We start from the raw sequence: 23,864 nt of genomic DNA, 5'->3' as shown, positions 1-23,864 counted from the left end.
GTAAATAAAACAAACCAAAATTACTGTTTTTTTTGGATCGATTAGATAATAATCAATATTTACACAAGTAATTAAAATTATAGCGGTTTTCACTGAAGTAAAATACAGATAGATTTTGGTGCGTTAGACCAAAGTCCTAACGCACCGTACAATAAAACGTAGCATTGCTACGTCTCTACACTGTCAACTGATTACTTTCAACTTTGGGTTGATAATTTTGGTTTTGGGAAAGTGGTTTACCCGCACTTAGGGCATAATTCATCGCCAAAAGCTTTAACCACAGTGCTGGAAAGCGAGGTTCTAGTTTTGGCTGCATTTGACTGACAAATTTCCCAAATAATTTACCAAATACAGCACTGACTATGCTGTGACGAGTAAAGTCAATATAATTACCAACCCATCTAAGTAAATCTTTTGCACCCGCAAGTTGCCAAATCCACAAGAGTAATGCGGGATTTTTCTTGGCTGCTTTTAATGCAAGTCGATTAAAGGTTGATAAAGTGAATCTGTCTTTAATAAAGTTATCGGCAACTTCTATAGGTTCGTCAGCTAACAACCCAAAGAAGTTATTCAGCATGGCGTTGATGCGCTCTGGCGGTATAAATTTTCCGGTGGGAACCATCATACCTTTAGAAAACATCCAAGTTACGGCAATATTATTTTGGAAAGCGCGAATTTGATTGAGATGTTTTGCAGAAAGTAAGTCATGCTTGAGCGCAGTATCTAAAAGTTGGGTTAATCTTTCTAGATTGCGTACTAAAGAACCAAAGCCGGTAAATACCAAGGGAGACTGGAGCGATGCTGCATCACCAATCGCGATTAAACGATTAAAAGCAACAGTGCGATCGCGACTTCCTACACTGAAATGTCCCGGTATATATCCGAACGTAGGCTTTTTCCACACGAGTTTGTCCATATCGCAACGGCGATATTCTGGCAAAATGGTAAAAAAGTCTTCGTACATTTCCATTAAAGAACCGGGATTCTCTGCATTTACCTGGTGATAGTGAAACAAGTAAATAGTTAATTCTTCGTTTTCTCCAGGAAATAATTCCCAAATTAACTGTCTTCCCCGCGAAATATCTCCATGACTGTTAAGAACATCGCCGTATTTTGAATCCCAGACTTGTGGTTCAAATCCGCTTTCTACAACCGCTCCGACTGTCGGGCATACGCTGTCAAAAGCACGTTTTGGGTTGAGTTGCCATGCGATCGGTGATGCCGTTCCCATTGCATCTACTAGCAATCTTCCACTAACTTGGTTTTGGGTTTGCGATGGTAAATCCTTAACCGTCAAAATAACTTGAGATGCATCAATATCAGCCTTGATAAACTCCGTTTCATCCCAGATGTCGCCACCTGCTGCTCGCAACTTTTCACCACATAATTTCAGAAAATTTTCTGATTTCAAAGGTATATTAAGTACGGTTGGCGTATGTAGAATCGACGCTTTAAGTTTATCCGGAATATAAGCATCAAAAAATTTATTAAATCCGTCTTTATACTCACGAGCAATAACTGATTCCACTTCAGCAGAAGTTAGTAAACCCAGATTTACCAAACTTTGAATTTCTAAACGGGAAATATTCCACTCCCGATTCATTTTTCCAAAAGGTAAACGCTCCAGCAACAGCACTTTATAGCCCAATCTTGCCATCACTGCCGCATGGATAACTCCTAATGCCCCGCCGATGTAGATTAAGTCGTAAGTTGGAGGGGGGGAGGGGGAGAGGGGGGGAGTGGGGGAATGGGAAAAAATAACCTGCCTCGGCTCCTGGGGATTCCTTACACCTTCACGCCAACGTTGTTCCCACCAGTAAGCACGGTTTAGATCGTATTCCCCGTTAGGCATTTTCTGAAAATACTTAACGGTAAGGGGATAATAAGGAGCTAAAGCTTCAAAGATTGATTGTTTGGACAAATCAATCGTCGGTGGTTCGGGATAATGATGGGGAAAGCTATTTCGGATCTTATTAGTTAGTTGTTGTATAATTTGTGTCTCTTGTTGGAATTTATCTCCCCATCGAAACACCTTCAAATACGTGGTTCGCTGCACATTCCACACGAATACGGATAATTCGTTGGGTAACTTTTCCGCAATATTTGCACTGGCAGCTGTAGGATCGGACGACTTCAAGCGAATGCCATCAGACGTTAATATTTTGTCGCAAGTTCCCGGTTCAAATTCAGTTTGCAACCAGTTTCTTACTACTGCTGTATCGGTCGTTGGGACTTCTAAATAAAGAATTTCTTTCATTTTTAGTGGCCATTTCCCCAAAATCTACTCATTAAGACAGATTTAAGAAAGTTGTAAATCACGGTAAACTCCCCCCTATCAGTTAAATAAATATTCTGTAAAGAAAGTTTAAGAGTTTGCAAGTTTTTTTGTTCCTTTAATTATTCACACACACACGCCATGAATTATCCCATCCCAGATAACCCCCAAGAAATATTTGCTATGAAGCAACAGCCGGTTGATGAGGAACTTGTTGCTGTAGCAATAGCAGGCGTAATAAAATTTGTCCGTTCTCAAGGTCAATCATTAGAAGAATTAACAAACCAAGTTTTAGCAGAAGATGCTGTGCTTGATAAACAGCAACGTCGTTGGTTAAGTCAAGTCGTAGCACAAGCTTGGGAGAATATATAAAGAGTGGGAATAGGGCATAGGGGATTGGGCATTGGATTTTGGATTTTAGATTTTAACAACGGATGCTTTTGTTTTAGATTTTGGATTGAGAGTTAGGAGTTAGGAGTTAGCAGTAGTGAGTAAGTCCCGTCTTCACCTTGTCCCCTTGTCCCCTTGTCTCCCCATCTCCAATGCCCAATCCCCCATGCCCAATCCCCATTACCAATTACCCAACTTCAGCATTCAATTGCGAGTGCAAAAGTAAACCGTATTCCAATCCTTCAACTACTGCTTGATAAGAGGCTTCTAATATATTGTTAGAAACTCCTATTGTTGTCCAGCGTTGTTGTCCGTTTCCTAGTTCCACCATTGCGCGGGTGGTGGCTGAGGTTCCGGTGTGTCCGTTGAGAATTCTGACTTTGTAGTCTGTGAGTTCAAATGTCTCGATTTGGGGATAGAATTTAATCAAAGCTTTACGTAAAGCTGCGTCTAGGGCTGCAACTGGCCCGTTTCCTTCCGCTGCTTCCCAAATATCTTCGTTGTTTACGGCAACTTTAACTGTTGCGAGCGCTTTGGTTGTGTCTAAGATTTTTCCTAAATCGCAGTGAATTTGAAAGCCTTTAACTTGGAACCAAGAGGGACGAGTTTGTAAAGCTTCACGCATCAATAATTCAAAACTAGCTTCTGCTGCTTCAAATTGATATCCTTGACTTTCTAATTCTTTCAGACGCTGCAATATTTCCCGCGTTGCTGGATGGTTTTTATCAAGTTCAATGCCAAATCCACGGGCTTTCATTAAAACGTTGCTGACTCCTGCTTGTTCGGAAATTACTATGCGGCGACAATTTCCGATTTTTTCTGGTTCGATGTGTTCGTAAGTCAGCGGATTTCTTTGTACTGCCGATACGTGAATACCTCCTTTATGAGCAAAAGCCGAACGTCCAACAAAAGGAGCATGATCGTCAGGAGCAAGGTTGACTACTTCGCTCACAAACCGACTAGCTTGAGCAAGTTGAGATAGCTGGTTAGGAGCAATGCAGTTGTAACCCAACTTTAATTGTAAATTCGGAATCAAAGAACAAAGATTGGCATTACCGCAGCGTTCGCCATAGCCATTGATTGTACCTTGTACCATCTGCACTCCCGCCATTACCCCAGCTAAAGCATTGGCGATCGCCGTATCCGAGTCGTTATGAGTGTGAATACCCAGTTGAATACCTGGGGGACAGCTTTTAATTACATCGGTAACGATTTGGGAAACTTCGTGAGGTAAAGTACCGCCATTCGTATCACATAAAACTAACCATTCGGCACCAGCAGCAATAGCAGTTTTGATAGTTTGTAAAGCATAATCCCGATTGTGCTTGTAACCGTCAAACCAGTGTTCCGCATCGTATATAACGCGACGGTTTTGAGTGCGAAGATACTCGATAGTATCGCGAATCATTTCTAAATTTTCTGCTAAACTTGTTTTCAGACCTTCAGTAACGTGTAAATCCCAGGACTTGCCAAAAATAGTTACCCATAAAGTACTTGCAGCAAGAATAGCTTGCAACATAGGTTCGGAACTTGCCGATTTGTTCGGTCGTCTTGTTGAGCAAAAAGGAACAATTTGTGCTTGTTTAAGCGGTTGTTCTTGCAATTGCCAAAAAAGCTGTACGTCTTTAGGATTAGCCCCCGGCCAACCACCTTCAATAAAAGGAATTCCCAGTTCATCTAGTCTTCTTGCGATACGTAATTTATCTTCCAGCGAAACTGATAAACCTTCACGCTGAGTACCATCTCGTAGCGTGGTGTCGTAGATCCAAAGTTGGTGTGAGGAATTTACAATCATAATTATAGAGAGTAGAGCGACAACTGAAGATGGCAATGTGTAAATATACAACAATAATTTGCCAGTTTGGTAACGTAAGATGCCTGTTCTTTTAGCTCAATAATCGACAATATTTCCTATGCAATCCCAATGTTGCAGTTTGAAATAAAAGGCTAAATTTTGGCTAAATTTTTAAAAGGCAGCAAAATGGCATTGACCTTTATAACAGCAGTGAATACAGTAATTAACAATCAACTGTTAGTAATAAGAGCAAGTTTACAGAGTGCAATAGCCGTATAGTTCAAATCCAAGGTTCGCGGTGCGGAACGATTTCACTGGCTGAAAAATTTTTGACATAGGTCAAAGTATTTTTCTGCAGAAGGATAATTAAAAAATCAGTAAGTAACACAAGATACCATTTCGTTTGAAAAGGAGATAAAACAGAAAATGGGTAGATGGACACCTTTAATTTTGATGGCTGGAGGCTTGGCAATTTTGCTAGGCACATTGTTGGGAATCAATTTTCCTATGGACGGACGTAACGCACAAGTTCCTACAAAAGGAAGACAATCGCAAGTCCTTCCAGCGAATATTAATGTTAATAGTACTGCAACTGGCGCTGGTGGTTCTAGTGGCGGTTCTTCTGGACAAAGCGGTGAGGAAAGCGTTGCTCAGAATGATACTACTAACCCTAGAACTGTTCGCAGTGTGCCAACAACAACCGCTCAAGGCAACACATCCACAACTGGAAGTGATTCTACCGCACAATCACCAAGCAACACATCTGGTAGTAAGGCACCAATTCGCGCTTTATGGTAAGAATACCAGTTAGCACTTAGCAGTTATCAGAGTTTTTGCAAAGCGAACATCGTTAATTGTTACTGGGGGTTTGCATTTGGGGGGGTATTGAATTATCTCGTACCTTTTCCGATCAAAAACCCAGTTTCTCTAATACTATTAAGAGCTTAAGATTTATTTTACAAATAGTCTCTAGGTCAGTAAGTAGGTAGGCATAATTAAATGTAAGATGTCATTGCGAGGAGGAACGACGAAGCAACCGCAGTGACTGGGATTGCTTCGTTCCTCGCAATGACCAAGCGTATTATATTTATTTGTACTCACCTACTTAGTTATTTGTTACTAGTTAGTAATAACTAACGACGGCGGGACTGGCTGACTAATGACTAGTGATATTTTAATTATTGGTGGCGGTGTTATCGGCTTAGCAACAGCCATTGAACTCAAGCTACGTGGTGCAAAAGTCACCGCGATCAGCCGAAACTCTAAAGCAGCAGCAGCCACAGCCGCAGCTGGAATGCTCGCACCTTCTGCCGAACGAATTGCCGATAGGGCTATGCTGGAATTGTGCAATCGTTCGCTATATTTATATCCAGATTGGACGAAAAAATTAGAAGAAATTACAGGTTTAGATACTGGTTATTGGGCTTGCGGTATTTTAGCCCCGGTTTATGAGGGACAAGGAGACAAGGAGAAAAGGGGACAAGGAGAAAATAAAAATAAATTTCCCCCCATCTCCCCCTCTTCCCCCTCTTCCCCCTCTCCTAAAAATTGGTTAGACAAACAAACAATCCATCAATACCAACCGGGATTGAGTGAAGAAGTAATCGGCGGTTGGTGGTACCCTGAAGATGCTCAAGTTGATAATCGCGCTTTATTTCAAACTCTTTTAAATGCTGCTGAAAATCTTGGTGTAGAAATTCAAGAAGGTATTACGGTAAAAGGAATTATTCAGCAGCATGGAGTTGTCAAGGGCATACAAACGGATGCTGGCACGCTCCGCGCTTCTAAATACGTGTTAGCAACGGGAGCTTGGAGTAATGAGTTATTTCCTTTGCCCGTGCGCCCTGTCAAGGGGCAAATGTTGAGCGTCAAAATACCTTTGTCTTCTCCAGAATTGCCTTTAGGTAGAGTCTTGTATGGTGATAATATTTATATCGTACCTAGACGCGATGGAAGAATTATAATTGGGGCTACTTGCGAAGATGTAGGTTTTACTCCTGGAAATACACCTGTAGGCATTCAAACTTTACTTCAAGCAGCTATTCGGCTATATCCTCAACTGCAAAATTATCCCATCGAAGAATTTTGGTGGGGATTTCGCCCTAGTACTCCCGATGAATTACCCATCCTCGGTAATAGCTCTTGTAAAAACTTAATACTTGCCACTGGTCATCATCGCAATGGTATTCTGCTAACACCGATTACAGCAAAATTAGTTGCCGATATAGTTCTAGAAGAAAAATCCGATTCGTTGCTAACCCACTTCCATTATTCGCGCTTCCATAATTCATCATCTACATCTACCGCCATGCTGACTTCTTCAGTAAATTTCTCTAACGGTAATAACTCCTCACAAACAAACGGTATAAATGCATTACTGATTGAAGATTCAATTCAAGATTCCAAACTAATAATAGCTGGTAAAGAATTTACATCGCGTCTAATGACGGGTACGGGTAAATATGGAAATATTGCCGAAATGCAGCAAAGCGTAGACAAGAGCGAATGCCAAATAGTTACAGTTGCAGTACGTAGAGTTCAAACTAATGCTCCCGGACATGAAGGTTTAGCAGAAGCCTTAGACTGGAACAAAATATGGATGTTACCTAATACAGCAGGATGTAAAACCGCAGAAGAAGCAATTCGCGTCGCTCGTTTGGGAAGAGAAATGGCAAAAATTCTCGGACAAGAAGATAATAACTTCGTCAAATTAGAAGTAATTCCCGACGCAAAATATTTACTTCCAGATCCCATCGGCACCCTGCAAGCCGCCGAACAGCTAGTAAAAGAAGGCTTTGCCGTACTCCCCTACATCAACGCCGATCCGATGCTAGCCAAGCGCTTAGAAGAAGTCGGTTGTGCAACAGTCATGCCTTTAGCAGCACCAATTGGTTCCGGACAAGGATTGCAAACCACCGCTAACATCAAAATTATTATCGAAAACGCCAACATTCCAGTAGTAGTAGATGCTGGTATTGGTGCCCCATCCGAAGCAGCCCAAGCAATGGAAATGGGCGCAGACGCTTTGCTGATAAATAGTGCGATCGCGCTCGCAAAAAACCCACCCGCAATGGCACGCGCTATGAACATGGCAGCAGTTGCCGGAAGATTAGCATATCTATCCGGAAGAATGCCGCTAAAGGATTATGCCAGTGCTTCCTCTCCTTTGACGGGAACGGTGAATTAGGGATGGGGAGAGGGGGAGATAGGGTGATGGGGGGATGGGGGGATGGGGAGAAAAATAACTAATTCCTAACTCCTAATTCCTAATTCCTAACTCCTAACTATTCCCAATGCCCAATGCCCAATTCCCAGTTCTACATCTTTGAGAGTGCTTACAGTCGTAATGTAAAATAATACGAAGACAATAAGAAGGATTTTATTTTATGCCCTATACCAAAGAAGAAGGCGGTCTGTTAAATAATTTTGCTCGGGAACCAAAGGTTTACAAGGCTGAACCTCCCGATAAAAAACAACAAATGACCTATCTTGTTCTGGGAGTTGCTGCTGTTGCATTGCTTGCCGGTGTAATTTTTGTCGCTTTCTCAGTGTCTAATGCTGTTTAAGAAAAGTTAAATACGAAAAATTTATTTACTTTTGGTATAACAGGTTCCATTTTTTTTAGGAGCCTGATTTTTTATTTGTTAGAATGCCAGAGATTTGTAAGTATAAAATATAACTTTTTACTCAGTAAAACCTGAAAGAGCGGATTTTTCCTGAACAATGCAATAAATACTTGAAAACCGTAGTCATAGTCACAACTAAGGTTGCTGCTTATATATACCCATTTTTGGGAAGTTAATAATTTCTCTATAGAAAATGGACGAAACCTTACTTTTGCAAAGAGGCTTTGTAAAAAGGTTTCCCCATTTTTTAGGAGTACTTTCGGTAAACTGCATTTGGCTGACGATGAGCCGCTATGAGCTTAAAGGATACTGTAAACTCTAATAATTCTGGTTGGAACCGGCAAGTATATCACCGCTTGAAACTTGCTCTGGGTTTAAACTTGCGAAGACAAATTTTCATAGCGGTATGTGATGATTTAAACCTGAGAAATCAGGTAGCGGCTCGTTTACATTCAACTTTGGCATATCCGGTAGGACAGGTTTTGTATCAGCCAATCGATACGCAATCTGAAGCTAGTACCCCAGCTTATCCGCGATTAGTCACTCTACGGTTGAATTTAAACGATCCAAATCCCATAGCGCAAATAAATCAATGGTTAAGCAATTATCCACCGCCAATTGTCGGTGGCTCTAAAGATGTGCCGGGTAGGGCTTTGCCTATTCCGTCATTTCAAATGGTGGGTACGGAACAGTTAACTAGACAACCTGTTGCCATACAGCGTTTATTTTTACATTATCTACGTTTAACAGAGCAGCAACTATCAAGTCAAGCAGACAGCAGATTTTTAGAATCAAGTTTGCTATTATGGGTTCCACGTCCGTGGTTGCGTGCAATTCAACAGTCTGCGCCTCAATTCTGGCGCAGTCGAACGGGTGTATTTTTGTTCGCTGGGGAACCAACTCCAACAAGTCCAAATAGAAGTGCAGCACGGCGTTTTTCCGTTCAGAGAAGTCTAGATTTAGACTCTGTGGAAGAACCAATCATCAACGAAGAATTAACAACGCCTGCTAGCGATTTAGATTTTGAACAAGATTTCGAGTTTCCACCATCTCAAGGATCGGAAAACGCCTTAGAATCGGCAAGGGAATCTTTTGTAGCTAAGGAAGAAAATCCGCTATCGCAATTAGAAATATTTACTCCTGGAATGCAGCAGGAGGAAAATACCGAACCTGTCAACAGAAGTAATTCGAGAAATATTGTTCCGTCAGCCTCGGATTTGCCTCATATTAGCAAAGAGTTAACCGAGCTAATATTAACAACTATTAGCACCACAATAGTTGATTCACCAGATCAAAACGAGCAAGTACAGCAAATCCTGAAAGAAATCGAGGATTTACATTCGCAACAAGCTGATGAAAAGGATATTGGGGCTGCTTATTATCGCTTAGGCAATATATATCGCGTCCGCATAGAAGAGGGACAATCGACTTTAGAAAACCTAATGGTGGCGATTCTGGCATATCAGGAATCAATTTCTTATGATGATTCTTCATCTGTAGTGCCTGATGTCTTGAACGATTTAGGTACGCTTTATTGGATGTTGTACCGCACTCCACCCAATTCTCAAGAAGGGCCAGCTTATATAGAGCAAGGTATAGAGTTTTACGAATTATCGCTTAAATTGATTTCCCCGGAAACGCATTCGGAAACTTATGCAAGAGTGCAAAATAATCTGGGAACAGCTTACGGCGATTTAGCTCGTTTTAATAATCCAGATCAAAACTGGCAAAACGCAGTGACGGCATATACACAGGCTCTCCGTTTTCGTACTGCCGAAATGGAACCATTAAAGTATGCAGCTTGCCAAAATAATTTAGGTACGGCTTACTGGCATTTGGCGCAATATAATCAACCTGTAGCAAACCTCAAACAAGCAGTAGTAGCTTACGACCATGCCGTAGTTTACTATAATTCCGACGAAGAACCGTTGAAATACGGCATGATTCAAAACAATATTGGTACGGCTTACTGGAATCTTGCCCAATACGAGCGAGAAGTAGAACATTTGCAATTAGCTATTAATGCCTACAACGAAGCATTAAAATATCGGACTCCAGCCAACGTTCCCACAGCTTGCGCTGCCACTCAAAATAACTTGGGTACAGCTTATTGGCACTTAGCAAATCAACCTGACACAGACAAACATGAGAAATTAAATTATTTAAAAATGTGTATTGAAGCTTATGATGAAGCCTTAGCTTTAGCACATTCACTTAAAGGTGTATCTCTAAGTTTCGATCTGTTCGCGACTCATAATAATTTAGGTTTAGCAAACTATCAGATCGGCACAGACAAATTTTTTACAGAAGATAAAAAAATTCGTTCCCAATATTTAGAAAAAGCATTAGATAATCATCTACAAGCCTTAACAGGAATGAACCAAGAATCAGAAGCTCATCAAAGCACCATTAGTTATATAGTAAAAACAATTCGCGGTTTTCATGATGAACTAGGAATTCAAGGACAAAATGTAGCTTTATCTAAAATTCCAGGGCAATTGTTGCCGGAGATTTTACCGAAACTATGACAGTTAACAGTGAGCAATGGTAGGTTGGGTTAGACGCACGACAAGATATAATTATTAACCAATTGATTTGATTGCGTCGTAACCCAACATCGGTATTTTGATTTAGATGAAATTACCCAACGTACATTTTTGAATGAAGCAAGTTGTTTCGTTAGGTGTTTAATATTGTTTTGAATTGAATTATTTAGTGGTAGGTTGGGTTAGACGCACGACAAGATTTAATTATTAACCAATTGATTTGATTGCGTCGTAACCCAACATCGGTGTTTTGATTTCATACAGCATATTTTATCTTTATGAAGTAGATTCGGACGGGCAGGGATGCCCATCCCACAAGAGTGGTAGGTTGGGTTAGACGCACGAAAAGATTTAATTATTAACCAATTGATTTGATTGCGTCGTAACCCAACATCGGTGTTTTGATTTCAAACGAATTATCCAACGTACATTTATAAATGAAGCGCGGTTTTGTTGGGTGTTTAATATTGTTTTGAATTGAATTATTTAGTTTAGTTTTCTAGATGATGTTGGGTTGTGCCGTTCAGCTTTGCTGCGGCTCAGGCACACCTAGCGGTGAACGTTCCTCAACCCAACCTAAGAACTTATGAATTACCAATGCCCAATTACCTATTACCTATTACCCATTACCAATTCTCACCCTTCCCCATGCTCTCCTGCTTTAATCGCTTCAAACAAAGATGAGTAATCTTCGTTTTTCATTGCCATTTTCATAGTCATATCAAGGATTTCTCTAACACCCTCAATACTGCTGACGTTCAAACCCGCTTCCTTAGCTTCTTCAATAAAATATTCTGTATCTTTAACTAAATGCTTTACAGGAAAGTTGGGATTAGCATAATTTCCATCTACCATACGTTGCAGCTTTTTATCAAAGGTTGGTGCATAAACCGCACTTTCACGCAAAATCTGCATAAATACGTCTGGTTTAATACCCTGACTTTGGATAAATCCGAGACTCAAACCAAAGGCAGATGTCAAGGATGCAATTAATTGATTTAGAGCTAATTTTAATGCTGCGGCACTTCCTACGGAACCTACTAATATGGGTTCGGGACCGAAATGCTTTAATAATTCTAGGCTGTTTCTGTATTGATCTTTTTGTGCGCCTACCATGACAATTAGTTTACCTTCTTTGGCTTCTGGTCTACTGCCAAGTACTGGTGCTTCTATGTAATCCCCACCAGCAGAAACTACTGCATCTCTAATTTCTCTACTTTCTGTAGGGGTAATTGTCCCCATTTGGATAACTTGTTTTCCTGCAACGCTTCGAGAAGACATATCGGAAAGCAAGACGGTGTAAATTGCTGCCGTATTAGTAAGCATAAGTACTACATATTCAGCAGCGGCGATCGCCTGATGGGGATGTTCTACAACTTCGGCACCAGCAGCTATAAGCGGTTCTAATTTTTCTGGGGTACGATTATAAGCAATTAACTCTACACCTTGTTCTAACAACCTTTGCGCCATCGGTTGTCCCATTAATCCAGTACCCAGAAATGCCACCTTCATGTTTTAATTCCTTTTCTTATATTTAGTCTTTAAATGATTATTTGATATGGGAGGGGGAGAGGGGGTAGAATTATTAACTCCTAACTCCTAACTCCTAACTCCTAACTTTTTTGATCAGCCTCCAGCGGCGAATGTCACCATAATAATTACTGAAAGTAAGATTCCGGGGGTAAGTAATCCAATTAACATTAATAAGTCGTGAGTAGACATAATTATTACCTTTGTTGTGTTTTTATAGCATTGCAATGGCTACTATATTAGACCAACAATCGATGGTAATTGATGTAAGATGAATAAATTTTTAACTTTTGAGATACGCAAGTGGGCAGAAACTTTTTAAAGCTATATTCCTTTATTCCTACAGCCTACAGGCTACTGCCTACTTCCTACTCATTATTACGATTTTCAACCCCAACTTAGATGTTAATATGGCTGAGTAAAACCTTTGAGTTGCTGAGATTTTTCTGTTTGTGTTAATCCTTTGGCTTGAACTAAAACGTGGAAACCACCAAGCCCCATCGGATCTAAAAGTTGATGTAGTGAGTCGCGGCGTTGCAATATGGTAGATAAAGGTTGCTTGGATTGAGATAAACTTGCAACACGTTCCCCTAATCCTAAAGCCATCAAAAATAATCCTTGTTGAGTTAAACCAACTTTGTGCAAACCCAGGCGATCGCCATTGTTCTCTAAGGCTGTAAAATCAACGTGGGCGGTAATATCTTGTTGCCCAATGTTAATATACGGGTCATTATGGCGATGATGTCGGGTGTAACACTGTAAGCTTCCTGTATCGCGTCTGGGATTGTAATAACGGTTTTTAATATATCCATAATCAATTGTTAGCACATACCCGCGCTGCAAACGGTTTGCTATTACACCTAACCATTCCACAGCCGCTAAATTAATTTCACTGCGATATCCATCGGGATATTGATTTATGTCAATTTCTAAGGAATTTAAGTAATCAAGCAGTTTTGGCGTTGAAGGTTTGTCGGTGATTTCGGTAAGAAGATTGGAGGGGGGAGAGGGGGAAGAGGGGGTAGAAAAATTAATTTCTACATTTTCATCTTCTTTCGTAACGTAAATTTCACGCAATTCTCCGTTTTCTATCTTAAATTGATGCACGGGGAAAGCGTCTAATAATTCATTTGAGAAAAAGCATCCGGTGACGGAATTATTTGCTATTTCTTCTAATTCACACCAGGTAACATCAAATTCTTTTAAGTGTTCTTGTTGGAGTTGTTTTAATCCTGGTGATTTTTCGATAATTATATATTTTAAAACTTTGAATAAATCGGCATATTCTTGTTTGATATAGTTGAGGATATCGGCGGCTAAATATCCTTGTCCCGCACCCATTTCTATTAAAGTAAACTCTACTGGTTGACCTAATATTGACCACATTTCGGCAAATTGAACTGCCAGCATTTCACCTATATCGCTTCCCAGATGTACGGAGGTAAAGAAATCACCTTCTTTTCCTAAGTTAATCGCTTTTTGGGAATAGTAACCGTATTCTGGATGATATAGCGCTAAATCCATGTATTCGGCGAAGGTGATGCGTTGATGGGGACTTGCGGTGATGCGGTTGGTGATTTCTTGATATAGTTCGGGGTTATATTCCATGTTTATAATAATTATATGATTGACAATTATAATGGTTTGTAGTAAGCGATTTATCGCTTTCCTTAAAGGACGCGCATTCCTTACTACGAACCATCGTATTTTATGATAAAAAGTATTGAACTCTCCTAGTAACTAGACTTAAGCAAATTAAAAGGCTTAAAATATAAAAACAATTTAATACCGCAGAAAACCACAGCCATTACGAAGAGTCCCCAAGATATCCAATTAGAAGCAATATTTAACATCCACATACCGATCAAAATTAATCCAACTACATCAGCACTTAAAATTGGCAGACGTTCGGTAATATTCCAATTTATAATTATATTATTCGCTGAATTATTAATTTTTATATTAGCAAATATATTAAACCAAATTAAGCTAATTAAAATAATAAACGAACCCCACCCTAAGTATATTGATGATAAATAAAAACCAATTAGTTCTATCAGAATTGTAATAATAGTAATCCTGTTAAAAATATCTAAACGAGCATCTTTAATTTGAGCTTTAGCATCAGTAACTTTTTGTAAATCATGATTTGCCATATTGGCTTGTTCTATACAAAATAAAAATATTCCAAACGCTAATAATTGATGGGTTAATTCTGTATTCCAAATAACTTGTTTTAATATCCCCAGACAAGCAGGAAAAAAAAGTAAAAATATAATTCGTGAAATAGACATTATTCAGGTTAGAGGTTAAAGGTAAAAATTTAGGAGTTATCAATTACCTATTACCTATTACCAATTACCAATTCCCCAAAAAAAAGATTCTAGATTTTGAATTATATGTGAAAATCCAAAATCCAAAATCCCGGACACTTGCTACAACGGAGAGAACCTCCGCAACGCAGTGTCCTCAAAATCTAAAATTCTAAATGGGTTTATCTATCAACGGAACCCATAATTACGTCGATGCTGCCCAAGATTACAACAATATCTGCTACTTTTACGCCTTTTAATAGTTCGGGTAAAATTTGCAGGTTGTTAAAATCTGCTGGACGGATTTTCCAACGCCAAGGAAAGACGTTATTTTCTCCAACTAAGTAAATTCCTAATTCACCTTTACCGCTTTCTACGCGGGAATAGATTTCACCATCAGGAATCTTGAAGGTGGGAGCAACTTTTTTAGCAATATACTGATATTCAAAGTCGTTCCACTTGGACTTTTTACCTTCCTGCATCCGCTTTGCTTCGAGGTTCTCGTAAGGGCCGCCAGGAAGTCCTTTGAGGGCTTGCTTAAGGATTTTGACCGATTCGCGCATTTCTCGCAATCTGACTGTATAACGAGCGAGACAGTCGCCAGCGGTTTCCCAGTGAACATCCCAGTCAAAATCATCGTAACATTCGTAGTGGTCAACTTTGCGTAAATCCCACTTTACCCCAGAAGCGCGCAACATTGGGCCAGATAATCCCCAGTTTATCGCTTGTTCGCGAGTAATTACGCCAATTCCTTCTACACGACGGCGGAAAATGGGGTTTTTGGTAACTAATTTTTCGTATTCGTCTACTTTGGGTAAAAAGTATTCGCAAAATTCCATACATTTATCTACCCAACCGTAGGGCAAATCAACCGCTACACCACCAATGCGGAAGTAGTTGTTGTTTACCATGCGATAACCTGTAGCGGCTTCCCATAAATCGTAAATCATCTCGCGTTCGCGAAACTGGTAGAAAAAGGGAGTTTGTGCGCCGACATCAGCCATGAATGGCCCCCACCACAATAAATGGTTGGCGATGCGGTTCAATTCCAGCATGATGACGCGGATGTAGCTGGCACGCTTGGGAACTTCGATATCCGCTAATTTTTCGGGTGCATTAACGGTAACGGCTTCGTTGAACATTCCCGCTGCGTAATCCCACCGACTCACATAGGGAACGTACATGATATTAGTACGGTTTTCGGCAATTTTTTCCATTCCCCGATGCAGGTAGCCGATAACGGGTTCGCAATCAACTACGTCTTCACCGTCTAACGTCATAATTAAGCGTAAAACGCCGTGCATTGAGGGATGATGCGGTCCCATATTCAGCACCATTGGCTCGGTGCGAGTTTCCATTAATGCCATGAATCAGTAATTCTCCTCAATATAAACTTTTGTTGCACTCTTCCCTCAGTTTAGTTATTTTAACCAAATATTTTTAATAGAATATTCGCTTATGCTCGCTGTTTCGGAGGGTGAAGATTAATTTAAGAGCATTTCTTTAATTATGAAGGATGAAACGGGGTAAATTACATTATTAAAAAAACCTCTCTCCAAACCTCTCTCCTACAAGGAGAGAGGCTTAAAAAAGCTTGCTCTCCTGTTCCCCTTCCCTAGTAGGGAAGGGGTTAGGGGTTAGGTTTCCGAGAGTTGAATTCAAAAACAAGCTTTTCAAACAACCTATTAGACTTTTCTATACAAGTGCATTATTATGCCTAATTCTAAAGATTACTTAGTTACCGAAGCTGATGTGGTGCAATTGCTTGGTGCATGGTGTCTTGAGAATCCGCGCATTCAAGCGACTAATCAAGGTACTGTCAACACGACTTTTTTTGTAAACGCGCCATCGGGTAAGTTTGTCTTTAAGCTGTATACCGCACAAATTAACTACGAGCATTCGCTGCTAGCACATTTACAATCTTGTAATTTGTCTTTTAGCGCACCAGCATTGAGTAGCAATACTCTATAAGGCGACAAAAAGGCAATAAGGCTTTAATTATTACGAATTATTTTATATTGCTAGATACAACCATACAGTTTTAATATGTACTTGAAAATATATGTGTTCGAGTACATACTTAATGAACTGGGTTGTTGAATTTTATCAAGATTTTGAACCAGAATTTGATGCTCTACCACAAGAGGTGCAAGACAAATTATTTGCTCGTGTAAGTCTGTTGCAAGTTTTCGGTTCCGAATTGGGGCGACCTCATGTTGATACACTTAACGGCTCGCGACATAGCAATATGAAAGAATTAAGGTTTAAAGCAGCAGATGGTGTTTGGCGTATTGAAGAAGGCATTTGACCCCAAACGCGATGCAGTATTATTAGTTGCGGGTGATAAATCAGGTAGTAGTGAAAATCGTTTTTATAAGCAACTTATCAAAACGGCTGATAATAGGTTTGACGCACATTTAAGCCAATTAAAATCTCAACCAGAATAAAAGTGAGAATAACTGATGGGGAAAACTTTAAAAGACAAATTACAAGAGCTATCACCCGAACGACGCAAAAAAATTGAAGAAGAATCAACAAAGCTGATTGCGGAGGAAATGACTAGACAGCAATTAAGACAAGCTAGAAAGCTGACTCAAAAACAAATGGCAGAATTTTTGCAAGTTGACCAAGGTAATATTTCTCGGTTGGAGCAGCGAACCGATTTGATGCTTTCAACTTTGCAGAAATATATTGCAGCAATGGGAGGTGAGCTAAAGCTTATTGTTGAATTTCCCAACCGTCCACCAGTTACCTTAATAGGTATTTCCGAAATTGAAGAATCAGATTCAAATGCAAATGTCCATGATTAATGAATTGCCAGCACCATCTAATCCAGAAACACCCGCTTTTTTACACATACCAGTTTTAGGAAAAGAAATAATTACAGGTTTAGAAATACGCGAAAACGGGCATTATTTAGATACAACTGTTGGTGGTGGCGGGCATTCTCGGTTAATTTTATCCGCTGCACCAAATACGCGAATCACGGCGATCGATCGCGATCAAGATGCTTTAACGGCAGCAAAAAATAATTTAGCAGAATTTGGAAGTCGTGTAGAATTTGTCCGTAGCAATTTCGCTGAATATAATTTTCCACACAATACTTTTGACGGAATTATTGCAGATTTAGGAGTTAGTTCTTACCATTTGGATAATCCGGAAAGGGGTTTTAGTTTTCGCAACGAAGCCGAACTTGATATGCGGATGGATAGAAGACAATCTTTAACTGCTGCTGAAGCAATAAACCATTGGGATGAAGTGGAATTAGCAAATGTTTTCTTTAAATATGGTGAAGAAAGATTATCGCGACGCATCGCCAGACGTATTGTTGAAAAGCGTCCGTTTCACACCACAACCGAGTTAGCTGAAGCCATATCTTACAGCGTTCCTCGGAAATATCGTTATGGAAGAATTCACCCCGCAACTCGCGTTTTTCAAGCTTTAAGAATTGTCGTAAATGATGAATTAAAATCTTTAGAAACACTTTTAGAGAAAGCTCCGAATGCACTTGTTGAAGGTAGTAAATTTGCCGTTATTAGTTTTCACAGCTTGGAAGACAGGATAGTTAAACACAGTTTTAAAGATTCATCGTTGTTAAAAGTATTAACTAAAAAGCCGATTATTGCACAAGAAGAAGAAATTAAAGATAATCCCCGCGCTCGCTCTGCTAAGTTGAGAATTGCGGAATCAGTTATCAATGAACAATGAATAATGAACAATTAACAATTAACAATTAATAGTATTCGCAGATAAAAATTCATGCAAAAAGTGCGTTGGTGTTCAAGACAGTGCCCTCTCCCCCTCCCCTCTCCCAAGCTTGGGAGAGGGGTGCCCTTTAGGGCGGGGTGAGGGCGGGAGCTGGTGTGGCATAAAAGTTGTATGAACTTAAGCGCGAAAATCTGATCAAAGTCAACACTCTAAGTAGGTAGGTACAATTAAATATGACTATGTAACAGAATGTAAAAAAAGCTGAAATCCTTGCGATTACTTCGTCGTACCTCCTCGTAATGACATCATTATAGTTATGTTTATTTACACCCAGGTACTAGGCTTTGTTTTTGTAGTGAGGGCGTTTAACTGATAACTGCTCACTGCTCACTGTTAACTGTTAACTGCCCTCGGTAACTCGACGCGAAAGGTTGAACCTTCACCAACTAAACTTTCTACAGTGATAGTTCCACCCATTAAAACTAATAAATCTTTGACTATTGCTAATCCTAATCCCGTTCCTTGAGAAGTACGAGTTATGGTCTGATTTACTTGTCTAAATGCTTGAAATATGTGTTTTAAATCTATGTCTGAAATACCAATACCTGTATCTTGAATAGTTATAATTATCTTATCTTCGTTTAACTCTTCTAATTCAACTGATACGCTACCAGTTTCTGTAAATTTAATGGCGTTGTAAACTAAGTTGCTTAGTAGTTGTTGAAGACGAATCGGGTCATTAATAACTATAACGTTTTGGATATTTATATGAGTTTCTAAACAAATGTTTTTCTGGTTTGCGAAAAAATACAAATCATCTGTAATTTTTCCGATTAACTCTTTAATATTAAATTTTTGCAGATGAAGAGTAAGTTTACCTTCTTCTAATCCGGCAAAATCAAGCATATTATTAATCAGTTTTAATAGCTCTTTACCGTTTCTGATAATTGTTTTTATTATATTTAGGGACTGAGGAGTAAACTGATTTCTGTTTAACCGTAAAAGTACATCGGAAAAACCTATGACTGCATTTAAAGGTGTTCGCAATTCATGGGATAAAACCGCTAAAATTTGCGATTTTAACCGCGAGGATTCTTTTAGTTTAAAATTTTGCAGTTCCACAAAACGGATTTTGGCTTCTGCTAATTTACGAGCGCTAACATCCCGTAATAGCCAGCGCATACCAACACAGCGGCCGTTTTTATCGTTTATGCTACTGGCGCTGATTTCACAATTAAATGAATTTTTCTGATAATTTTGTAAATCAATTTCCCAATCTTTTATTTGTTTTCTTTCGTATAAGTAGCGCAGTTTTTTGCGAAATTCTCGACGTGTTGCTTGTGGAACAAAGATAATTATCAGTTTACCAGCGAGTTTTTTTCTCTCAATTGTAAGTAATTGCGATGCGGCACGATTGGCTTCAAGGATTTTACCATAAGTATCAGTTATCAGGTAGGCATCGGGAGCAAAATCAAACAATTCTTGATAGCGTTGGCGTTCGTTATTTATTTCTTGTTGATATTCTACTAATTGCTCGTTTTGCTGGAGTAATTCTTCTTCTGCTACGTGAAGTTCTTCTAAGCTAGTATTTAGCTGCTCGACAGTTTCTACCAATAAATCTTCTCGATTGGGTATTTCCTTTGTAATTCGGTTTTGTAATAAATCTGATTGCTGTCGCACTCCTTTTACTTTACTAACGAATTTGTCAAAATTCACTTAAAACCTCTGTTTTATTGTGCAAATATTAATATCTAATTTTAAAATTATCTATTATTACAGCAAATAGTATCTATCTTTATACCGATATATTCTATTTTTATATAATCCGGTGGGATAAAACTTACGCCTTTTTTTTGGTTTATAGCTTTATTTTTTATGCGGCATTAAATAGTTGAATCAGAGGTAAAAGGTAACAGGGAATAGGGAATAGGGAACAAAGGCCAAAAATAATTATCTCTTATTCTAACTCCGCGCCTCCTAACTCCTAACTATTATATAGATTCCTCTTGTTCGTGTCCCTCCATTAATAAAATTACTCCTTGAATATCTGATGTTGAATTATTAAGGGGTGTTAAAATTATTTGACATTTAATTGCTTTACCTCTGCGATTTCTGGCATTTATTTCAAATTCATAGTTTTCCTTCTCACCATTAAGAATTGCTCGCAAAGGTTGTCTAAGTTTATCTAAGGGTAAACCGATATCTAAATTCATAAAGTGCTGGGAAAAAACTTCGTCAAACCGCAATCCCCACATATCTTCTGCTTTATAGTTCCAAATTAATATGTGCAATTCTGGACTTAAAACCACTACTCCAGAACGTAAACTTGTCAAAATAGACTCTAAAAAGCCGTTTACCCGGTTGAGTTCGTTACTACTTTCCCGCATTTCTTCGTTCATTGTCTGCAATTCTTCGTTGGTAGATTGCAGCTCTTCGTTCATTGTCTCTAATTCTTCATTAGTAGATTGTAGTTCTTCATTTGTAGTTTCTAATTCTTCCACAGTAGATTGCAGCTCTTCGTTTGTAGTTTCTAATTCTTCGTTAGTAGATTGAAGTTCTTCATAAGCTGTTTCTAACTCCTGATTTGCAGTGACTAAATTTTGTTGTAAATCCTTGAAGCGGGTAACGTTGTTAAAGATTATTTTCACCCCTAACAGTTCATCAGTATTTTCGTGGACGAGGGGTATTATTTGTATATCAAGATCGTAGCTGGTTTCCCGCTCTGCATTGAACCATTCGATGTCTTTTAAAGCAACTGTACGCCGATGATTATGAACTTGTTCGATTCGCGATCGCAATTCTACAGGGCGATAGGAAATCTCTAAATCTTGCAGCAAACGACCAATATCTTTAAGATGAATGTTAAACATATTGCGAACCTCTTGATTCGCAAGAGTAATTATACCGTTGACATCTACGACTATTTGAGCAACTGGCTCTACTTCAAATGCCGCTTCATAAATGCAATTGTGATCGATTATTTGGGGAACTTGCTGTTGATTATCTGAGGAAGCTATTCCCATCATCATTTGTCGAAAGTTACCATTAGCAAGCTTGGTAAATATTCGCTGTCTTAACTCTAACGGTGAAAATAAATGGTTGCGACTGAATAACATTTCAGCTTTACCCAAAAACAAAAAACCACCGTTATTTAATGCAAAGTGAAAGCGATCGAGAATTTTACTTTGGGTTTCACTATTAAAATACATTAAGGTATTGCGACATATCAACAGGTCAATTTTAGATATAGGGGCATCCTGTACCAAATCGTGACGACCAAAAATAACCCCGCGACGCAGTTCTTTTTTAATGTTGTAGTGATTGTTTACAGGTTCAAAATACTTTTCTAAAATTTCTTGAGGAATATTTTGGATTTGTTTGGAAGTATAATTTGCATAACGAGCGTGGCTGAGCGCTTCCATATCCACATCGGTAGCAAACACTTTTACCAACTGCGAATATTTTTCCATACCCAAACTTTCTGCTAACAGAATTGCGATGGTGTAGGTTTCTTCACCGGAAGCACACCCAGCACTCCAGATCCGAATTGGTTGATCGAAAGTTTCTTTGTTAATAATTTGAGGAATAATTTCCGAAGTAATATATTCCCAAGCTTTTGGTTCTCGGAAGAAAGAAGTAACGTTAATTAAAATCGTATTGAACAACTCAACAAATTCCTTGGGATGAACTTCTAAATAATCCAAATAATTAGTATAGTTTTCTATACCAATTGATTGCATCCTTTTGCAAATGCGACGACTTAAGCTGGCACGTTTGTAACCGCTAAAATCAAAACCACGATTGCTTTTGATATATTGCAATAATCTTTCTAATTCTGGCTCTGCCGGTGTATTATTCAATATAATCTTCTCCTATTAGGTTTTTTATTATTTAGATTTGTGTTTTTTATATTAATGAATTTTATGTGCGGTAAAAATTAAAATTTGTTTTTATCTAATTAGCCGTATTTAAGAAGATGTTTTAAAAGTATCCGGCTAGTACAAGTCGGCGGAAATAAGGCAACCATTAAAAATAGCTGAAAAGCCTAGAAAATCAAACTTCTTACTTCTTACTTCTTACTTCTTACTTCCGCGAAGCGGTACTAGGCTGTTAATTCTGCGTCTTTTTAAGGGGTAAAAAATCATGCAAAAAACGTGTTCTTATTCAAGATAAATCCCTCTCCCCCTCCCCTCTCCCAAGCTTGGGAGAGGGGTGCCCGTCAGGGCGGGGTGAGGGCTACGCTCGTGTGGCATAAAAGTAAAATATATAATTCGACTTTCTTTCACATCCTTTAATATGCCCAAATTTAGTTAAAAAGCGCTGCATTCGTTTATTAGGGAAGAATTATTATCTTCAATAACGCTCCAACAATAAATAATATCGTCTTTTTCCCCAATGCCCAATGCCCTATTCCCTATTCCCAATGCCCAATGCCCTATTCCCAATGCCCAATGCCCAATGCCCAATTCCCAATTCCCAATGCCCAATGCCCAATTCCCTATTCCTCATTTTCTGTTGCCTCCTCTAAAACATTAAATTTATTTTCGATAATCGTCTTTCCTAAAAGTAATGTTTCACGGATCACATTGGCACGAGCAAGAGCATCTTCTGCTTGTTCCTGCAATCGTTGTGCGGCTAAATTCTGATTGCGATCGCGCATTCTTTTTGCCATGCGTCTTGTTAAAGATGCTTTCTCTTCCAAAGCCCGCAAAGCAAACCATAATGCATCCTCTAAAGCGTCAGACTGCTTTGCTAGCAAGCTTTCTAACGAATAAGCATGACCGATACGACATCGAAACCGCAACAAATTTTTTTGTTCTAATTCCCAAAGAGTACCGCCGCAATCGGGACAGGCAAAGCTAGAAGGCGTACCTGCCCTATCGTCGTTATTAAAAGTTTCCATATCCATATCCACCAAATCAGTTTCAATTTCGATGTCATGGGAAACAGGCTTCTCTGCTTCGGCTTCAACAGGGGTATTAGCTAGTTTTATTAAAACGGAAGCAATCTCCGACAAAGGCAGAATATAATCAATATCCTCTACATTCTCAATTGCGCTGCGCGGCATTCCTGGATAAACAGCATCTTCCGGGTTTTGCACAACTGCCATGCCACCACGGAGTTTTATCGCTTGCAGTCCTGCCGTACCATCATCAAGTACCCCCGTAAGCACCACCCCTACAACTCGCCTTCCATAAGCCCGTGCGGCACTACGGAATAAAGGGTCAATTGCAGGACGATGATTGTTTTCTCTAGGTCCCCGCACCAAGCTAATATATCCGGGTTTGACTAATAAGTGATAGTCTGGCGGAGCAATATAAATACAGCCAGGGGAAATTTCTTGTCCATCTTTAGGATGACAGGCTGGTAATTCTCCGGCACGGTTAAGAATATGCGGCAGAACACTGGTAGCGTGACTAGGTACGTGTAAAACTATCATTACAGCAGCATTTAAGTCCGCAGGAAAATGACTAACCAGGAAAGAAAGCGCTTCTACTCCTCCTGCTGAAGTACCGATAACGATGATGTTTTTGTTATTTTCGATATGTCCCCCTAGAAGCAGCGATTCAGGTATTGCAACAATTTCACGCCACTAATATAAGGCTAGCAGTTATTAGGGAATTAGTAATTAGGAATTAGGAATTAGGAATTAGGAATTAGGAATTAGGAATTAGGAATTAG

At 39.3% G+C, this 23,864-nt stretch carries 17 protein-coding genes and 1 pseudogene; 9 read left to right on the top strand and 9 right to left on the bottom strand.

Annotated features, from left to right (window positions below; translation table 11 throughout):
* Nucleotides 1-175 precede the first annotated feature (175 nt).
* Nucleotides 176-2,257, bottom strand: coding sequence for a flavin-dependent dehydrogenase (locus ACM03V_RS07720; protein WP_414620184.1), 2,082 nt, complete (start codon nt 2,255-2,257; stop codon nt 176-178).
* A 159-nt stretch (nt 2,258-2,416) separates the two neighbouring features.
* Between ACM03V_RS07720 and ACM03V_RS07715 the strand changes: the two genes are divergently transcribed.
* Nucleotides 2,417-2,647 (top strand): hypothetical protein, encoded by a 231-nt coding sequence (locus tag ACM03V_RS07715; RefSeq protein WP_414620183.1) that lies wholly within the window; start codon nt 2,417-2,419, stop codon nt 2,645-2,647.
* Between the two features lie 205 nt (nt 2,648-2,852).
* Here the strand turns inward: ACM03V_RS07715 and cimA are convergent, their stop codons facing one another.
* Nucleotides 2,853-4,460 carry a citramalate synthase gene (gene cimA, locus ACM03V_RS07710; RefSeq protein ID WP_414620182.1) on the bottom strand — a complete coding sequence of 536 codons (1,608 nt, stop codon included), beginning with the start codon at nt 4,458-4,460 and terminating at the stop codon, nt 2,853-2,855.
* 426 nt (nt 4,461-4,886) lie between these two features.
* On the opposite strand from cimA, the gene ACM03V_RS07705 reads away from it, so the two are divergent.
* The 4 genes from ACM03V_RS07705 to ACM03V_RS07690 all read left to right on the top strand — a co-directional run bounded on the left by ACM03V_RS07705 (nt 4,887) and on the right by ACM03V_RS07690 (nt 10,614).
* Nucleotides 4,887-5,258 (top strand): hypothetical protein, encoded by a 372-nt coding sequence (locus tag ACM03V_RS07705; RefSeq protein ID WP_414620181.1) that lies wholly within the window; start codon nt 4,887-4,889, stop codon nt 5,256-5,258.
* 361 nt (nt 5,259-5,619) lie between these two features.
* The gene (gene thiO / locus ACM03V_RS07700; protein WP_414620180.1) at nt 5,620-7,647 is read left to right on the top strand and encodes a glycine oxidase ThiO; all 2,028 of its coding nucleotides are present in this window, start codon (nt 5,620-5,622) and stop codon (nt 7,645-7,647) included.
* Nucleotides 7,648-7,846: 199 nt separating this feature from the next.
* Nucleotides 7,847-8,026: a photosystem II assembly protein Psb34 gene (gene psb34 / locus ACM03V_RS07695; RefSeq protein ID WP_414620179.1), complete on the top strand. Its 180-nt coding sequence runs from the start codon at nt 7,847-7,849 to the stop codon at nt 8,024-8,026.
* Nucleotides 8,027-8,379: 353 nt separating this feature from the next.
* Nucleotides 8,380-10,614: a tetratricopeptide repeat protein gene (locus ACM03V_RS07690; RefSeq protein ID WP_414620178.1), complete on the top strand. Its 2,235-nt coding sequence runs from the start codon at nt 8,380-8,382 to the stop codon at nt 10,612-10,614.
* Between the two features lie 654 nt (nt 10,615-11,268).
* Here ACM03V_RS07690 and ACM03V_RS07685 read toward each other — a convergent pair.
* From ACM03V_RS07685 to ACM03V_RS07670, 4 genes are all read right to left on the bottom strand, one after another.
* The gene (locus ACM03V_RS07685; protein ID WP_414620177.1) at nt 11,269-12,144 is read right to left on the bottom strand and encodes an NAD(P)-dependent oxidoreductase; all 876 of its coding nucleotides are present in this window, start codon (nt 12,142-12,144) and stop codon (nt 11,269-11,271) included.
* A gap of 423 nt (nt 12,145-12,567) precedes the next feature.
* Nucleotides 12,568-13,770 carry a class I SAM-dependent methyltransferase gene (locus ACM03V_RS07680; protein ID WP_414620176.1) on the bottom strand — a complete coding sequence of 401 codons (1,203 nt, stop codon included), beginning with the start codon at nt 13,768-13,770 and terminating at the stop codon, nt 12,568-12,570.
* Nucleotides 13,771-13,895: 125 nt separating this feature from the next.
* Nucleotides 13,896-14,456, bottom strand: coding sequence for a hypothetical protein (locus tag ACM03V_RS07675; RefSeq protein ID WP_414620175.1), 561 nt, complete (start codon nt 14,454-14,456; stop codon nt 13,896-13,898).
* Between the two features lie 200 nt (nt 14,457-14,656).
* Nucleotides 14,657-15,841, bottom strand: coding sequence for an NAD(P)H-quinone oxidoreductase subunit H (locus ACM03V_RS07670; RefSeq protein ID WP_414620174.1), 1,185 nt, complete (start codon nt 15,839-15,841; stop codon nt 14,657-14,659).
* A 346-nt stretch (nt 15,842-16,187) separates the two neighbouring features.
* Between ACM03V_RS07670 and ACM03V_RS07665 the strand changes: the two genes are divergently transcribed.
* The 4 genes and pseudogenes from ACM03V_RS07665 to rsmH all read left to right on the top strand — a co-directional run bounded on the left by ACM03V_RS07665 (nt 16,188) and on the right by rsmH (nt 18,182).
* On the top strand, nt 16,188-16,445 hold the full coding sequence (locus tag ACM03V_RS07665; RefSeq protein ID WP_414620173.1) for a hypothetical protein: 258 nt from the start codon (nt 16,188-16,190) through the stop codon (nt 16,443-16,445).
* A 112-nt stretch (nt 16,446-16,557) separates the two neighbouring features.
* Nucleotides 16,558-16,921, top strand: a pseudogene (locus ACM03V_RS07660) (type II toxin-antitoxin system RelE/ParE family toxin).
* Between the two features lie 15 nt (nt 16,922-16,936).
* Entirely contained in the window at nt 16,937-17,284 is a 348-nt protein-coding gene (locus ACM03V_RS07655; RefSeq protein WP_414620172.1) for a helix-turn-helix domain-containing protein, read from the top strand.
* The gene (gene rsmH, locus ACM03V_RS07650; RefSeq protein WP_414620171.1) at nt 17,277-18,182 is read left to right on the top strand and encodes a 16S rRNA (cytosine(1402)-N(4))-methyltransferase RsmH; all 906 of its coding nucleotides are present in this window, start codon (nt 17,277-17,279) and stop codon (nt 18,180-18,182) included. The genes ACM03V_RS07655 and rsmH overlap by 8 nt, the downstream gene beginning before the upstream one ends.
* Nucleotides 18,183-18,575: 393 nt before the next feature.
* Here the strand turns inward: rsmH and ACM03V_RS07645 are convergent, their stop codons facing one another.
* The 3 genes from ACM03V_RS07645 to ACM03V_RS07635 all read right to left on the bottom strand — a co-directional run bounded on the left by ACM03V_RS07645 (nt 18,576) and on the right by ACM03V_RS07635 (nt 23,727).
* Nucleotides 18,576-19,898 carry a PAS domain-containing sensor histidine kinase gene (locus ACM03V_RS07645; protein ID WP_414620170.1) on the bottom strand — a complete coding sequence of 441 codons (1,323 nt, stop codon included), beginning with the start codon at nt 19,896-19,898 and terminating at the stop codon, nt 18,576-18,578.
* A gap of 275 nt (nt 19,899-20,173) precedes the next feature.
* Entirely contained in the window at nt 20,174-22,042 is a 1,869-nt protein-coding gene (locus ACM03V_RS07640) for a CheR family methyltransferase (RefSeq protein ID WP_414620169.1), read from the bottom strand.
* Between the two features lie 638 nt (nt 22,043-22,680).
* A complete protein-coding gene (locus ACM03V_RS07635; protein ID WP_414620315.1) occupies nt 22,681-23,727 on the bottom strand; it encodes a chemotaxis protein CheB in 1,047 nt (348 codons plus the stop codon).
* Between the last annotated feature and the right edge of the window lie 137 nt (nt 23,728-23,864).

It is taken from the genome of Calothrix sp. CCY 0018 (assembly GCF_963920925.1).
Lineage (GTDB): Bacteria > Cyanobacteriota > Cyanobacteriia > Cyanobacteriales > Nostocaceae > Rivularia.
Note: the sequence above shows the minus strand (reverse complement) of the source record. Positions and strands in the feature narration are given on the sequence as shown.

Coding starts and splice junctions, on each gene's coding strand:
- ACM03V_RS07720 (WP_414620184.1), bottom strand. CDS start 2,257: ATGAAAGAAATTCTTTATTTAGAAGTCCCAACGACCGATACAGCAGTA.
- ACM03V_RS07715 (WP_414620183.1), top strand. CDS start 2,417: ATGAATTATCCCATCCCAGATAACCCCCAAGAAATATTTGCTATGAAG.
- cimA (WP_414620182.1), bottom strand. CDS start 4,460: ATGATTGTAAATTCCTCACACCAACTTTGGATCTACGACACCACGCTA.
- ACM03V_RS07705 (WP_414620181.1), top strand. CDS start 4,887: ATGGGTAGATGGACACCTTTAATTTTGATGGCTGGAGGCTTGGCAATT.
- thiO (WP_414620180.1), top strand. CDS start 5,620: ATGACTAGTGATATTTTAATTATTGGTGGCGGTGTTATCGGCTTAGCA.
- psb34 (WP_414620179.1), top strand. CDS start 7,847: ATGCCCTATACCAAAGAAGAAGGCGGTCTGTTAAATAATTTTGCTCGG.
- ACM03V_RS07690 (WP_414620178.1), top strand. CDS start 8,380: ATGAGCTTAAAGGATACTGTAAACTCTAATAATTCTGGTTGGAACCGG.
- ACM03V_RS07685 (WP_414620177.1), bottom strand. CDS start 12,144: ATGAAGGTGGCATTTCTGGGTACTGGATTAATGGGACAACCGATGGCG.
- ACM03V_RS07680 (WP_414620176.1), bottom strand. CDS start 13,770: ATGGAATATAACCCCGAACTATATCAAGAAATCACCAACCGCATCACC.
- ACM03V_RS07675 (WP_414620175.1), bottom strand. CDS start 14,456: ATGTCTATTTCACGAATTATATTTTTACTTTTTTTTCCTGCTTGTCTG.
- ACM03V_RS07670 (WP_414620174.1), bottom strand. CDS start 15,841: ATGGCATTAATGGAAACTCGCACCGAGCCAATGGTGCTGAATATGGGA.
- ACM03V_RS07665 (WP_414620173.1), top strand. CDS start 16,188: ATGCCTAATTCTAAAGATTACTTAGTTACCGAAGCTGATGTGGTGCAA.
- ACM03V_RS07655 (WP_414620172.1), top strand. CDS start 16,937: ATGGGGAAAACTTTAAAAGACAAATTACAAGAGCTATCACCCGAACGA.
- rsmH (WP_414620171.1), top strand. CDS start 17,277: ATGATTAATGAATTGCCAGCACCATCTAATCCAGAAACACCCGCTTTT.